Annotated in this window: 10 protein-coding genes; 4 read left to right on the forward strand and 6 right to left on the reverse strand. The window is 62.6% G+C overall.

Annotated features, from left to right (window positions below; translation table 11 throughout):
* Positions 1 to 306 precede the first annotated feature (306 nt).
* From E1958_RS07935 to E1958_RS07945, 3 genes are all read right to left on the reverse strand, one after another.
* Positions 307 to 1,461, reverse strand: coding sequence for an iron-containing alcohol dehydrogenase (locus tag E1958_RS07935; RefSeq protein WP_133511406.1), 1,155 nt, complete (start codon positions 1,459 to 1,461; stop codon positions 307 to 309).
* A 10-nt stretch (positions 1,462 to 1,471) separates the two neighbouring features.
* A complete protein-coding gene (locus tag E1958_RS07940; RefSeq protein ID WP_089727503.1) occupies positions 1,472 to 1,792 on the reverse strand; it encodes a putative quinol monooxygenase in 321 nt (106 codons plus the stop codon).
* Between the two features lie 396 nt (positions 1,793 to 2,188).
* A complete protein-coding gene (locus E1958_RS07945; RefSeq protein ID WP_133511407.1) occupies positions 2,189 to 3,343 on the reverse strand; it encodes a cation:proton antiporter domain-containing protein in 1,155 nt (384 codons plus the stop codon).
* Positions 3,344 to 3,632: 289 nt separating this feature from the next.
* Between E1958_RS07945 and phaR the strand changes: the two genes are divergently transcribed.
* The 4 genes from phaR (at position 3,633) to recJ (ending at position 7,486) form a co-directional block, all read left to right on the forward strand.
* Positions 3,633 to 4,097: a polyhydroxyalkanoate synthesis repressor PhaR gene (phaR, locus tag E1958_RS07950; RefSeq protein ID WP_133511408.1), complete on the forward strand. Its 465-nt coding sequence runs from the start codon at positions 3,633 to 3,635 to the stop codon at positions 4,095 to 4,097.
* A gap of 256 nt (positions 4,098 to 4,353) precedes the next feature.
* Positions 4,354 to 4,626, forward strand: a complete 273-nt coding sequence (locus tag E1958_RS07955; protein WP_089727498.1) for a type II toxin-antitoxin system Phd/YefM family antitoxin — start codon at positions 4,354 to 4,356, stop codon at positions 4,624 to 4,626.
* Positions 4,627 to 4,989: 363 nt separating this feature from the next.
* Positions 4,990 to 5,568 (forward strand): DUF2726 domain-containing protein, encoded by a 579-nt coding sequence (locus E1958_RS07965; RefSeq protein WP_133511410.1) that lies wholly within the window; start codon positions 4,990 to 4,992, stop codon positions 5,566 to 5,568.
* Between the two features lie 175 nt (positions 5,569 to 5,743).
* Entirely contained in the window at positions 5,744 to 7,486 is a 1,743-nt protein-coding gene (recJ, locus tag E1958_RS07970; RefSeq protein WP_133511411.1) for a single-stranded-DNA-specific exonuclease RecJ, read from the forward strand.
* Between the two features lie 383 nt (positions 7,487 to 7,869).
* Here recJ and E1958_RS07975 read toward each other — a convergent pair whose 3' ends face one another.
* The 3 genes from E1958_RS07975 to E1958_RS07985 form a co-directional block, all read right to left on the reverse strand.
* The gene (locus tag E1958_RS07975; protein ID WP_133511412.1) at positions 7,870 to 8,958 is read right to left on the reverse strand and encodes a TIGR03032 family protein; all 1,089 of its coding nucleotides are present in this window, start codon (positions 8,956 to 8,958) and stop codon (positions 7,870 to 7,872) included.
* Between the two features lie 664 nt (positions 8,959 to 9,622).
* The gene (locus E1958_RS07980; RefSeq protein ID WP_133511413.1) at positions 9,623 to 9,859 is read right to left on the reverse strand and encodes a hypothetical protein; all 237 of its coding nucleotides are present in this window, start codon (positions 9,857 to 9,859) and stop codon (positions 9,623 to 9,625) included.
* Positions 9,860 to 10,004: 145 nt separating this feature from the next.
* Positions 10,005 to 13,010: a right-handed parallel beta-helix repeat-containing protein gene (locus tag E1958_RS07985; RefSeq protein ID WP_133511414.1), complete on the reverse strand. Its 3,006-nt coding sequence runs from the start codon at positions 13,008 to 13,010 to the stop codon at positions 10,005 to 10,007.
* Positions 13,011 to 13,749: the final 739 nt, after the last annotated feature.

The following is a 13,749-nucleotide window of genomic DNA, read 5'->3' on the forward strand; positions in this document are numbered from 1 at the left end:
CGGGTAAGGCCAGGAATGGCCGCAACCCGACACGGTGGCCACCCGGTGTCGGGTGACGGCGCGCCGATCACCACGGCCAATGCAACTTCACGGCAGGTGCGCCTTACCCGACCTACACGGGCTCCTGGGGTTGTTGTTATACCTGATCACGGATGAATCATTGTCTTAAGATCAAGGCATTAAACCGCAAAGGCGCAAAATCCTTTTATCCGCAGATTACGCAGATTCTCGCAGATTATTTCATTTTTAATCTGTGGAAATCTGCGCAATCTGCGGATTAAAAAGCTTTGTACGCGCTTGCCCCGATTACAACGCCTGGGTCAATAGGGCCGTCAGCTCCGCTTCCGTCAGGCTGATCGGATTGCCTTGCATGCTGCTGGCGCGCCTGGCTTCGTCCACGATGGGGGCCACATGGCTTCGGGTTATGCCGTAATCGGCCAGGCCGGGTACGGCCAGCTCGTCACCGAGGGCCTGGATCCAGGCGACGCCGGCGGTGACCTCGGCGGCGGCATCGCCGGTGAGGATGGCCGCGACCTCTCGGTAGCGGGCCAGGGCCGGCGCGTCGGGGGCACGTTCCTGGAGGGCGCGCACATTGGCCTCCATCACATAGGGCAATAGGCGCGCACAGACGGCGCCGTGGGGTGCCTCGAACATACCGCCGATGGGAGCGGCAAAGCCATGGACCGCCCCCAGCTTGGCATTGGCCAGGGCCAGACCGCCGCACAGGCTGGTCAGGGCCATATCTCGGCGCGCCCCGACATCCGAACCCGTATGGAAGGCGCGCCGCAGGGAGCGTGCCGCCCGCCGCATCCCCTCGCGACAGAAGCCGTCGGTCAAGGGCGTAGCCAGATGGGAGACAAAGGGCTCTAGGCATTGGGTCAGGGCGTCCAGGCCGGTGCTGGCGGTGACCGCCGGTGGCATAGAATAGGTCAGTACCGGATCGACGAGGGCGATCGCGGGCAACATGGAGCGATGGCGCAGGCTTACCTTGACCCCTTGCTCGGGCGCCGCGAGCACGGCGTTGCGGGTGACTTCGGCGCCGGTGCCCGCGGTGGTGGGGATGGCGATGAGGGGCGCGGCCGGGTTGGCCAGGGGCCGACCGCGGCCGATGACTTCCAGGTAATCGAAGGGATCGCCGGGGTTGGCGAGCAGGGCGGCGATGGCCTTGGCCGCATCGATGGCGCTGCCGCCCCCCATGCCGATGACCAGATCGGCCTCGAAACCGCGGGCCTGCTCGGTACCTTCCAGGACCGACGCAACCGTGGGTTCGCCGCCGACGGAGCAGGTACCGACCGCTAGCTGCCGGTCCGCGAGCCGGGTCAAGAGGGGCTCGATCCGCGCCGGGGTGCTGCCGCCTACTACCAGTACCCGGCTGCCCAGCTCGGTCGCATAGGTGCCTACCTGGTCCAGGATGCCGGCACCGAACAGGATGCGGCCGGCGGTTGCGAACTCGAATGTCATGGCGATGTCCTCAGGTCCGTACCAGGTCCCAGCCCTGCTCGTCCGGGAAGCTATTCGCGTACTTCACAGCACGGCGCGGCGCGGCCATCATGGGGGCGACGGTGTCGCGCCAGGTCGCATAGTGGGCCGTCTCCTTGTGGCGTGCCGGGTCGGCGGCGGTGCGGTAGACCTCGACCAGCACGAAGCGCGTGGGGTCGTCCTGCTGTTGAATCACATCGAAGCGCGCCACCCCCGGCTCCTGCACACTGTGGCGTGCGTTCTCTATGGAGGCGGCCTTGAATGCCTCGATAGAGTCGGGCTTCACATGGACCAGGACATGAACGACAAGCATGGAGATACTCCTTGTAATATTTTGAGTTAAGAATGTACGACTGCGAAGCGGGTAACGGCGGATCCGCGATTGTAACGATATCCTTTTCTATCCGCAGATTACGCAGATTCTCGCAGATTATTTCATTTTTAAGCTGTGGAAATCTGCGTAATCTGCGGATTAAAAATTAGGCTCTTTATGGATTCCGGACTGTTCACGCTCATGGAAGGTACTACCGGACGTTTTGGAGTGCGGCGGCACCCTGATCAGGTCAGCAAACGAGAGGAAAAAACTACGAATCCGCGAATCCTCGCGGATCGATGCGCGCTGATTCGCGCGATTCGTCGTTTTCTCTACCTCATGATAAGCGGCCGGCAGCTTGCTCAAAATTATATGCACTTGCATGAGCGCTCGAGCTCAATCCCGCCGGAGATCGTCGGAGACCGCGATCGGGGTGGGGAAGCGCTTTACCACCAGGTAGGAGGAGACCACGAAGGTGAGGATGGTGGCCAGTTGGATCGTATAGGACACCCGGGCCCCGATGACGGATAGCTGCAGTGCCAGGGTGCCGATGAGCATGGAGAACTCGCTCATCTGCCCCAGGCGGTAGCCGATCTCCGTGGAACGCTGCACCGGATCCCCGATGCGGGTCAAGAGCCAATGGAAGATGATAGGCTTGAGCGCCAAGGTGGCGCCGGGGAGCAGGACGTCGGTGAGCATGCCGAGCTCGAACTGGACCCCGATGCTGAAGAAGAAGAGCACCAGGAAGAAATCCCGTAGCGGCCGCAGGTTGGCAGCGATATAGACGGCAATGGGGCTGGATGCCAGGGCTACGCCGGCGATGAAGGCCCCGATCTCGTGGGACAGACCCACGACGCCTCCCAGCTCGGCCATACCCATGCACCAGCCGATGGCGACCAGAAAGACATACTCCCGGATGGTATCGAAGCGCTTGATCAGGGGAATCAGCAGGAAGCGGGCGCACAGAGCGGCGAACAGTGCCAACGTCGGCAGCATCAGCAGCATCAGGGCGACGTCGGTCCAGGGTGCGTCGCCGGTAGCCGCTCCCCGCAGCAGTAACAGCATGGCGATGGCGATCAGGTCCTGCAGTAAGAGGATGCTGATGATGATCTCCCCCATCCGCTGGTGGTGCAGCACGGTGGTCGGCAGCAGCTTGAGCCCGATGATGGTGCTGGAGAAGCCCATGGTGCCTCCGAGCACGAGGGACTCCAGCGGCGAGAAGCCGACGGCCAGCCCCACACCTAAGCCGGCGATGGCCAGGATGAACGCGCTGCCCAGGGTCACCAGGGTGGTGCGACGCACGCTCTGCATCAGCTCCTTGGGGTTGAGGTCCAGACCGAGCAGGAACAACAAGAACATGATCCCGATGTGGGCGATATCCGAGGCGATCGCGGTATCTTCCATCAGGTCGATCCCGGAGGGACCGAACAGGACGCCCAGCGCGATATAGGCCAGCAGCAGCGATTGGCGGGCGGCCAATGCCAGGGTGGCAAGCACCGCGGCGCCGGTGAACACGAGAAAGATGGTATCGACGATGGGGTCCTGGGACATGGTGCGGTCCGAACCTCGAATCGGAGCGGGCGGTTACTTCCCAGCTTAGCAGTTTGGCGGTTACCTTGGGTCAACCACCGCCTCCCGGCTTGGGTTATACTGAACCCTCTCTGATGACCTTGGATTTTTCCAGCCGGCCGTGGGGGGCGGAGATACCCCCGGAAGCGCATGCACACGCCGGCGCTCGGGAGCCGCGGTCTGCCTGTCTGTGTGCGGGCACGCCCAGGCGAGTGCCGGGTTGTGCAATCCTTGCCAGGTCCCCTGGTGTTGCCGCTTCGACTACTGCCCTATGTCCGACGAGCGTATCATCAAGAAGTACCCGAACCGCCGGCTCTATGACACCGAGGTGAGCAAGTACATCACGGTGGCCGATGTGCGTACTTTGGTCATGAAGGGTGCTAAGTTCCGGGTGATGGATACCACCAACGAGGAAGACCTCACCCGTTCTATCCTGCTCCAGATCATGCTGGAGGAGGAGAGCGCAGGTCAGCCTCTGTTTACGGCCAATATGTTGGCTCAGATCATCCGTTTCTACGGGGGGACCCTGCACGGCCTGTTCGCCCGCTACCTGGAGCAGTCTCTGAACGTTTTCGCCAAGCAGCAGCATCAGGTCCGCGAGACCTTGGCGCAGGACCCGCTGGAGACCGTCGCTCGCATGACGCAGCGCAGCGTGGAGATGTGGGCCGATTTCCAGAAGGAGTTCCTGCGCGCCGCCGGGTTGCAGACCGACAACAAATCCGACCGGCCGGAGTAGATCGGCTACCGGGCCTCACCAAGGCACGTAGTCGCGGATTCGGTCCCTCTTTTGACCGCGGGCTACGGAATTTTTCCATACAGTGAGAAATCCTTCGATTTCCTGAGCGTCTTAAATACAAAGATCCGTGAAGTCAACTTCCGAAGGCAAGCTGAAGAAACGTTGGAGTCTATTGAAAGTAGTCAAGAAGGATTAGAAACGCAAAAAGGCTGCTATATTACCGACTATCCTATCCTACGATGCGAGGTAATGAACCATGGATACCGTCAGTATCAATGAGTTCCGCGGCAGCTTTCGCGAACACGTCGATAAAGTGATCTCTGAACATGAGCCCCTGAAAGTCACAGGCCACAAGGGCGCCGACTTCATGGTCATCGGCGCCGAGGACTGGGAACGCGAACAGGAAACGCTCTATGTGTTAGGAAACCGGTCGTTGATGGAACAGATTACCCGCTCTGCACAGACCCACGCCGCCTCCGAGGGGTACCGACCGACGCCGGAACAGATCGGTGAGATCGATCGTCTTTGAGGGAGACACCTGGGAACGCTATGAAGCCTTGCGCGCGAAGGATAGACAACTGCATCGGAACCTGTGCCGTATCCTGAAGGAGATGCAACGCACTGACCCCGCTCAGGGCATTGGAAGGCCCGCGTAGGTCGGGTCAGGCCAGGGATGGCCGCAACCCGACGAGACGGTTGCACCCGACGACCGCTACCCCACACGGCGTGGTTCACCGTCTTGCGTCGGGTGACGGCGCGCTGATCATCGCAGCCGACACGGCCACAACGGTAAACGCCGGGCCTACTCCCGCCTGTTTCACCAATCAAGCGACTCTAACTAATTGGTTTTTCAAGCATACCGTTGACAGAAATCACATTTTTCAAGGTGCCCATGATTAGAGCCGTACTGATTATAAGCGTATCGTTTTTTCTTTCTGGATGTGGAGAAGGTTATCCTCCGCAAAGCAATGGAAGGGTGGTGCAACCGTACACACCTCCACCTACTCCAAAAGAAAGATACCAACAACATGTGGCTATTGCTAGGTCAGCGCGTTATAGAAAAAAACGTTTATTGAATAAAGGAGAAGAGCGGTTATTCCGGGCACTGGTAAAGGCATCAAAAGCTAATGATTATCGAGTATTTTCTCAGGTGAGTCTCGGAGAAATACTTAATGCTGATGGCGACGCCTTTTCCGTCATCAATTCTAAACGAGTTGATTTTTGCCTGACTGATAAAAACTTTTATCCCATAGCAATGATTGAATATTATGGGTCCGGTCATGACGATGAAACATCAAAGGAACGAGATGAGGTTAAGAAAAAGGCGGCTGAAAATGCAGGCATTACTTACCATGTGGTTTATGAGCGAAATATATCTATTATGGATCAGCATATAAGGGAAAAGTTACTTCCAAAATTGGCGCTAACAAGAAATTCCAACCGACACCCTTCGTCGGCGGCTGAATTGTAGCGTTAGGCTGAAAAGGAAATGACGGGATTAAAGCCCGCGTAGCAACCCGACGAGACGGCTGCACCCGACGACCGCTACCCCACACGGCATGGTCCGCCGTCTTGCGTCGGGTGACGGCGCGCCGATCATCGCAGCTGACACGGCCACAACGGGCGCGCCTTACCCGACCTACTGAATGTCAACGAACCCTAGACCCTCTCCCGCGGTCCCTATCGTCATCAAGCGACGCCCGGAGTCGCCGGCGGGGGGAGGGCCGTTCGCCGACCTCCATCCCTTGCTGAGTCGCCTCTACCGGGCGCGTGGCGTCTGTTCCGATAGCGATTGCGACCTGTCGTTGGGTGCGCTTCACCCCTTCGAGTCCTTCCTGGATATCGAGCCGGCGGCGGATCTGCTTGCCGGCTGTATCCGGGCGGGGGGCTCCATCCTGGTCGCCGGCGATTATGACGCCGATGGGGCCACGGGCAGCGCCCTGGCGGTACGTGGCCTGCGTTTGCTGGGCGCGTCCGGCGTTGCTTACCTGGTGCCGAGCCGGTTCACGTCGGGTTACGGTTTAGGCCCGGCGGTTGTGGACACGGCGGCCTCGTTGGGCGCGGATCTGATCGTTACCGTGGACAACGGCATTTCCAGTCTGGCCGGGGTCCGACGCGCCCATGAGCTGGACATCCCCGTCATCATTACCGATCATCACCTCCCCGGCGGCGAGCTGCCGAGGGCCGCGGCAATCGTCAATCCGAATCGGCCAGGGGACGCCTTCCCCAGCAAGTCCATCGCCGGCGTCGGGGTCGTCTTTTATCTGCTCGCCGCCGTGCGGGCCCGGTTGCGGGGGCTCGATTGGTTCAGGTCCGGGCATCCTGCGCCCAATCTGGCGCAACTGCTGGATCTGGTCGCCCTGGGCACGGTGGCGGATGTGGTGGAGCTGGACCGGAATAACCGCATCCTGGTGGAGCAGGGTCTGCGGCGGATCCGCGCCGGGCGCTGTAGCCCCGGGGTGACGGCCTTGCTGAGGGTGGCGGGGTGTGACCCTGGGACGGTGACGGCCAGGGACTTGGGTTTCGCGGCAGGACCGCGGCTCAATGCCGCCGGGCGCCTGACCGAGATGTCCCTGGGGGTCGAGTGTTTGCTGACGGATGATCCGGACCGTGCCATGGCCATGGCCCGGGAGCTAGACACCCTCAATCGGCGCCGGCGGGAGATCGAGGGCGAGATGCGGGATCGGGCGGAAGAGGTACTCCGGGATCTGGTCCCGGATGCTGCCGGCCTGCCGCCTGCCCTGTGCCTGTTCGACGCGGATTGGCACCAAGGGGTGATCGGCATCCTGGCGGCCCGCATACGCGAGCGCTACCAGCGTCCGGTGATTGCCTTCGCCGCGGCCGAAGACGGCATCTTGAAGGGGTCCGCTCGCTCTATCGAGGGTCTGCACATCCGCGATCTGATCGCTGCCGCGGATCGGTGCCGACCAGGGCTGATCGAACGCTTCGGTGGTCATGCCATGGCCGCGGGACTGAGCTTGCGGATCGGGGCCTTGGATGCCTTTCGAGAAGCGATAGTCGCGGAGGCGCACCGGGAACTCGGCGATGCCCCGCCCGTGCGGGAACTCATCTCCGACGGTGAGCTGCCGGCCCGGGATCTGGGTCTGGATACCGCGGAGTGCCTGCGTAGCGCCGGTCCCTGGGGCAAAGGGTTTCCCGAGCCCTTGTTCGACGGTCGGTTCGAGGTCTTGGAGCGGCGGATCGTGGGCGAACGACACCTGAAGCTGCGGCTGCGCCCGCCGGGTGGTGATGGGATCGACGCCATCGGCTTCGGCCTGGGGGCGCTGCCGGTAAGCGTCGGCCACCAGGTCCGCCTGGCCTATCGCCTCGCCGTCAACCACTATCGCGGCGTCAGCACTCCGCAGCTGATCGTGGAACACCTGGAATAACGACAGTAAGCGAAGCCTTTACCCTTGCGCCTTTGCGCTTCAGACCGTCCCGCGGCCCGAAACGCAGCCTTAGAGACTGTCTAAGAGGCTGTCTAACCTCCCGGCGGCGAGGGAGCTTTGTGCCTGTAGAAACAATGAAGCTAGCCTTAGGTCCGCTAGGCGGACCGCCTTCTCTCGTTCCCACGCGCCGCGTGGGAACGCGGAAGCTCCGCGCCGCGGAGTGTCTCGGAAACTCGTAGCCGCTGCTGCATGGGCCTGATGTGCTTGATTTTCATGAGGATTCAGCTCAATTGAGAACGCCCCCTAAGGTCCGCTGGGCGGACCGCCTGCGTGTCGCGACCATTTCACAGATGAGAACCAGCAGTCGGACCACACCCCATAGGCTACCCGACCTGGGCCTCGGCCAGAGCCACCGGCGGCAACGCGAAGGTCGATTGGATCAGGTCATTGTCCAGACCCACCAGCTCGGGAAACCGCGCCGGGATCGTCTCCACCGCGAAGATCTCCTGGACCGCCTCCTCGAAGCGCAGCAGACCGACGGTCTGGCCGGTCTCGATGTGCACCAGCCACACCCCGCAGGCGCGGCGGTCCGTTGCGTCGGTAATGGGGATATCGGTAAAGGCATTGGTCTCCCGCAGCTGCGACAGGCCCACAAAGGCGATGGGGCCGGCGAAGCTCAGGCCACGAGTAAAGCCCGGCAGTCGCGCGACCTCGGTCTTGGCGCCCGTGGCCGGGTCCAGGGTCACCAGGGCGCCGCGACCCGATTCCAGGAGCCACAGGGTATCGCGGTACCAGCGTGGGGAGTGGGGCATAGAGAGGCCGCGGGCGATAATCGTGTCCGCCTCCAGGTCGATCAGGATGCCCCCATCCCGCTTGTTGGCACGCCAGCCCTGGGGCGTATCGGTGGCACCCAAGGCAGTCGCGTAGCGCGGTTTACCGGCCACCAGGCCCAGGCCATTGAGGTGGCAGCGGTCCTCGGGGGCATAGCCGGAGACGAAGGCCGGGCGCCACACGGGCACGAAGCTGTGCTCGTGGTCCATCACGCACAGGCAGGAGAAGGCGGTGTTGACGAAGTAGGCGCGCCCGTCGGTGCCCAGGCCCAGCTCGTGGATATCGATAGCGCCGGTGACATGGGTGTTGCGCCACACATAGGCGGCGTCGTGGCGGTCCGGCGGGTCGAGCCGGGGGCACAAGGCCGGCATGTTACGGAACTCGTCGATGGCGCATTGAGTGCCGAGCAGCAGGCGCCCCTGATCCACTGCCAGCCCCATGGGTCGGGAGAAGCCGAAAAAGTGGGTATTCAAGCCCCCGTCCGGCTCGGCCCGAGCGATCACCAGCCGGCCCGCCTGATAGGTAGAGATCGCCAGCGCGATACCCAGCCGGCGCAGGATATCCGGCAGGTTGGTGGAATGCACCGAGCGTAACGGCGAGGCCGCGGCGGGTCCGGCGGTGGGCGGGTCCGGTTGATTCATGGCAGCCTCCGGGAGTCGGTTGCCGGGCCGATGCCGGCGGTTTCCCACCGCGGACATGAGGGGAAACACGCCCAGCCCGTAGGATGCGGTGAGCGCGGCAGATCATTCAGGATAGCATCACGGGAGGGCGCGAACCGCATCGATGGTGCGGTGAGCAGTTGTCAGTTGTCAGGGGGCAGAGGCGGCCCCCGTAGGGTGGGACAGGCCAGGGACGGCCGCATCCCGCCGGGATGCCTACGGACGGGGATCATAATGGTGCGGTGAGCGCGGCAAGTCTTACAGGATGGCATCATGAGGGGGCGCGAACCGCATCAATGGACGCTTAGCCCGGCGGCGAACCGCATCTTTGGACGCTGGACATGTCCAACTGGTTTTCTCGCCGCGGCGCGGAGCTTCCGCATGAGACTCCGAGTCTATCCGCTGAGACTCCAAGTCCATCCGGTGAGGCTCCGAGTCTATCCGGTGAGGCTCGGAGTCCATCCGGTGAGACTCCGAGTCTATCCGTTGAGACTCCGAGTCTATCCGTTGAGGCTCCGAGTCTATCCGATGAGACTCCGAGTCTATCCGGTGAGGCTCCGAGTCTATCCGTTGAGACTCCGAGTCTATCCGTTGAGACTCCGAGTCTCATCGTTGAGACTTGGAGCCTCGACCGCCATGCCATTCCTCATTGCTCCTGGTGATCAGGCTGCTTCTTTCCATGCGCTTTTTTGAAGCGTTCACCCAATTGCTCGGCTACGGGCTTCAGACCCGGCATGGTCTTGGTGGCGGCCTTGACGTAGTCGTAAATCTGAGTCGCTTCCCGCATGGCCTCGCCGCCCACCGCGAGGCGCGTGTCGTCTATCTCGGAGGCGACCGATTCGGCCAGCGTACCCAGCTCGGTGAGGATAGTGAAGAGGTCCACATCTTTGGATTCGGATCGGCCACAACCAAAGCGCCGTCGCCGCGGTGCGTGGGGAACAGGGCGCCGCTGATCCCTGACAGCTGGGTTGTCAACGCGGTCACTGGGCCTCCATCCGGGGCACCGCTTAAGCCGGCGCACTCCAAAATCAGAACTGCTCGCAGGCCGCCAGCTTGGCGTCCAGGGTGTCGATGTCGTTGTTTTGAGTGCCGAGCAGGATGTCCAGGGCGATCCGGGACAGGCCATACTCGGTGGCGCCTTGGTCGTCGCCGGCATGGGCATCACGCCATTCTGTCCGGTAGGCTTCCAGCAGCTCGAGATAGAACGCCAGCCCGCCGGGCTCGGCCGTCCGATTGAACATGTTCTGATACAGGTTGTGGATCAGCTCGGCGTCACTCAGCCCGCTGAAACGCTCGGTGTATTCCTGAGAAGTGCCGAAGGCGGCGATGATGGGACTCAGATCGGTACCGCCGCCTTCCGCCTCCAGGCGCTCGCACCAGTAGCGAAAACCGCCGCACTCGGCGCAGCGCCCGTAGTAGCCGCGATAGGCGCGATGGATCCACAGCTTGGCCGAATCGCTGCATGTGATGGCGGTGGCGCGGCAACTGCCGCCGGTGGTGGTGTCGCCGGTGCTGGTGGTACCAGTCGTCGTACCAGTGGTGGTCGTGCCGGTGGTACCAGTCGTCGTCGTACCAGTCGTACCAGTGGTGGTCGTGCCGGTGCCGGTCGTGGTCGTGCCGCCGCCGGTGGTTGTCTGTTGCTTGAAGGTGGCGGTCAGGCTCTGGGCCGCCGTCAGGGTGAGGCTGCATTGGCTTGCCGTACCACAGCTCGCATCCGACCAGCCGCCGAAGGTGCTGCCTGAACTCGCCGCAGCGGTCAGGGACACCGCGGTCCCATGGTCGAGGGTGGTGATGCAGGTACCGGAGGCCGTGCCCACCGTGAGCGCGCAGTCGAGTCCGTTGCCGCTAATCGTACCCGTTCCGGTGCCGCCGCCCGTTACCGCCAACCCATACTGGGATTTCTCGAACACGGCGGTCAGGGTCTTGGCTTCCCTCAGGGTGAAGGCACACGGATTGGCCGTACCCTGACAGGTCGCATCCGTCCAACCACTGAAGCGACTCCCCGCGGTCGCCGCGGCGGTCAGGGACACCGCGGTCTCCTCGTCGGGGGTCGCGGTGCAGGTACCGGAGGTGGCGCCGGCGGTGAGCGTACAGTCGAGTCCGTTTCCGCTCACCGTTCCGTTGCCGCTACCGCCGCTCGTCACTGTCACCAGGGGAGACTGGAACTCGACGGCGCCCATATCGACACCGCTTCCGGACTGGCGTGGATAGCCCCGTTGGGCGGTAGCCAAGTCATTGGGATTGCTGCCGGCGTCGAAGGCCGGGCTGCCGGTCCGCAGGGCATGGGTTTGGACGCAGGCGGCGCTCCCCGGTGCACCGGCCTTGGTGACACAGCCGTTGTCGGCAAGTGCCGCCAGCAGGGGATCCGACCCGACAATGTTGCCATTGGCCCCATTGGTCAGGCCGCAGGCCTTGCCGGTCGCCTGGATCAGATTGTTGCTGCCGATGGCGGTGGCCGTTCCGTTCTTCGCCTCACAGTCGTTGGGGGTGCCCCCCACGGTGTTGCCGGCCAGGATACTGCCGGTCAGATCGAATGTAACGCTGTTGAACTCGCAATAAACGCCACCGCCCTTGGAGCTTGCCGTATTGCCCGAGACGGTGCTGTTGAGGAGCGTCACAGCGTCATCGCTATAAATCCCGCCGCCCCTGTTGGTTGCCGTATTGCCCGAGACAGTGCTGTTGATGAGTATCACAGACACATCGCCATAAACCCCACCGCCGTCGGTGCCTGTATTACCCGAGACGGTGCTGTCGCGGAGCGTCACAGCGTCATCGCAATAAATCCCGCCGCCTATGCCGCCTGCCGTATTGTCCGAGACGGTGCTGTTGATGAGCATCACAATTCCATCGCCAAAAACTCCACCGCCCCTGCCGCCTGCCGTATTGTCCGAGACGGTGCTGTTGGTGAGCGTGACCGTGCCGGGTTTGCTATAAACCCCGCCGGCCCAGTCGCCTGCCTTATTGCCCGAGACGGTGCTGTTGGTGAGCGTTACACCGCCCTTGCTCTGAACCCCGCCGCCCCTGTCGGCTGCCGTATTGCCCGAGACGGTGCTGTTGGTGAGCATCACAACTCCATCGCCATAAACCCCGCCGCTGTCGGCGCTTTGGCCGCCTGCCGTATTGTCCGAGACGGTGCTGTTGGTAAGTATTACAGTACCATCGCCACAAACCCCGCCGCCCTTGCCGTAATCACCGCTGGTCTCATTGCCCGAGACGGTGCTGTCGCGGAGCGTCACAGCGCCATCGCCATAAACCCCGCCGCCCCTGCCGTAATTACCGCTGGTCTCATTGCCCGAGACGGTGCTGTTGGTGAGCGTCACAGCGCCGCTGCCATAAACCCCGCCGCCCTTGCCGTAATCACCGCTTGTCTCATTGCCCGAGACGGTGCTGTTGGCGAGCGTCACAGCGCCGCTGCCATAAACCCCGCCACCGTAGGCGTAGTTGCCGCTTGTCTCATTACCCGAGACGGTGCTGTTGGTGAGCGTCAGCGTTCCCAGGGCGCAGATCGCCCCACCCCGGCCCGCGGTCTTGCTGCAATCATCCTCACTCCCCTCCGCCGTGGTCTTGGCGTTTTGGAGGGTCAGGTTCTCCAGGGTCAGCGCAGCGGTGTTGCTGGTTACCCCGAAGATACGGCCGGTGCGGTTGGCTTTATCGCCGTCGATAATCTGACCGGCCGCAGGTCCGGTGATGGTCAGGGTCTCCGTAATGTCGAGCTGGTCCCCGGTGAGGGTGATGGTGCCCAAGCCGTCGGCAAAGGTGATCTCATCGGCCCCCGCCGCGGCATTGGCATCCAGTACCGCCTGGCGCAGACTGCCGGCACCATTGTCGGCATTGGTGGTGACATTGAAGGTTGCGGCTTCCAGCCCGCCGGTCCCCAGGGCCAGGGCCACCGCCAGGGCCAGGGGAGCACGGCGGGGAGGGGTTTGGACGCAGGCAGCGTCGGAACGTCGCGGCACCCGGCGGGGGCGTGCTCGGCGGGCTGCAGGGGATAGATCATGGAGATGCTGATTCGGGGTGGTAAGCGCAGCGGTCATGACAGGTCTCCCGGAGGGAATATGAAAAACGGCACGCAGGAGATCGATCTTAATCCCTAAGTAACTGGTCCGCAACGCCTTTGGCCGATTCGCCGGGGCGCGTATTTCCCATGCTCAAACCGCGTGGCTCGTTCCCACGCTCCAGCGTGGGAATGCCGTTGTGGCCGCTCCAGCGGCCAAGGTTTCATGACGCCAGAGCGTCTGGATTTGCTCCCACGCTGGAGCGTGGGAGCCAGAGGTGGGTGTCGTAAAAGCCCCTCTCCCGGTCTCTGGTTCCCACGCAGCGCATGGGAACGAGAAAATGTCGGCGATCCCAGAGGCCGACAGAATGTCGGCGGTCCCAGGGGCCGACAAAGTGTCGTCGGTGCCGGGGACGCTGGGACCGCCGTCTTTCAGACGGCTTACGCACCCAATGACCAGCTGTCGGCAACGGTCAGAGCAGACGCCTTCCGGGCCGCACCGGATAATGCCGGACCGCCGGCAGGTTCGGTTCCCGTGTATACGCAATGGTGGACACCAGCCTGATGCTCTGTGCGGCGTGGAGCTTCCGCGTTCCCACGCAGCGCGTGGGAACGAGAGAATCCTCGCTATCTCGAACCACGGATAGACACAGATAAACACGGATTGGTCTCCATCCGTGTCGATCCGTGTTCATCCGTGGTTCTCTTTCCGGTTTACGGGGTGGTAAAACATCGCCAGGCAGGGCTTGTTAAACTGGCGGTCACTGTTCCACCGACCG

This window comes from Candidatus Thiosymbion oneisti, from assembly GCF_004359955.1.
In the GTDB taxonomy this organism is placed as follows: Bacteria; Pseudomonadota; Gammaproteobacteria; order Chromatiales; family Chromatiaceae; genus Thiosymbion; species Thiosymbion oneisti.

Bases quoted from the DNA above. Each gene is read 5' to 3' on its own strand.
- E1958_RS07935 (WP_133511406.1), bottom strand. From the start codon at position 1,461: ATGACATTCGAGTTCGCAACCGCCGGCCGCATCCTGTTCGGTGCCGGC.
- E1958_RS07940 (WP_089727503.1), bottom strand. From the start codon at position 1,792: ATGCTTGTCGTTCATGTCCTGGTCCATGTGAAGCCCGACTCTATCGAG.
- E1958_RS07945 (WP_133511407.1), bottom strand. From the start codon at position 3,343: ATGTCCCAGGACCCCATCGTCGATACCATCTTTCTCGTGTTCACCGGC.
- phaR (WP_133511408.1), top strand. From the start codon at position 3,633: ATGTCCGACGAGCGTATCATCAAGAAGTACCCGAACCGCCGGCTCTAT.
- E1958_RS07955 (WP_089727498.1), top strand. From the start codon at position 4,354: ATGGATACCGTCAGTATCAATGAGTTCCGCGGCAGCTTTCGCGAACAC.
- E1958_RS07965 (WP_133511410.1), top strand. From the start codon at position 4,990: ATGATTAGAGCCGTACTGATTATAAGCGTATCGTTTTTTCTTTCTGGA.
- recJ (WP_133511411.1), top strand. From the start codon at position 5,744: ATGTCAACGAACCCTAGACCCTCTCCCGCGGTCCCTATCGTCATCAAG.
- E1958_RS07975 (WP_133511412.1), bottom strand. From the start codon at position 8,958: ATGAATCAACCGGACCCGCCCACCGCCGGACCCGCCGCGGCCTCGCCG.
- E1958_RS07985 (WP_133511414.1), bottom strand. From the start codon at position 13,010: ATGACCGCTGCGCTTACCACCCCGAATCAGCATCTCCATGATCTATCC.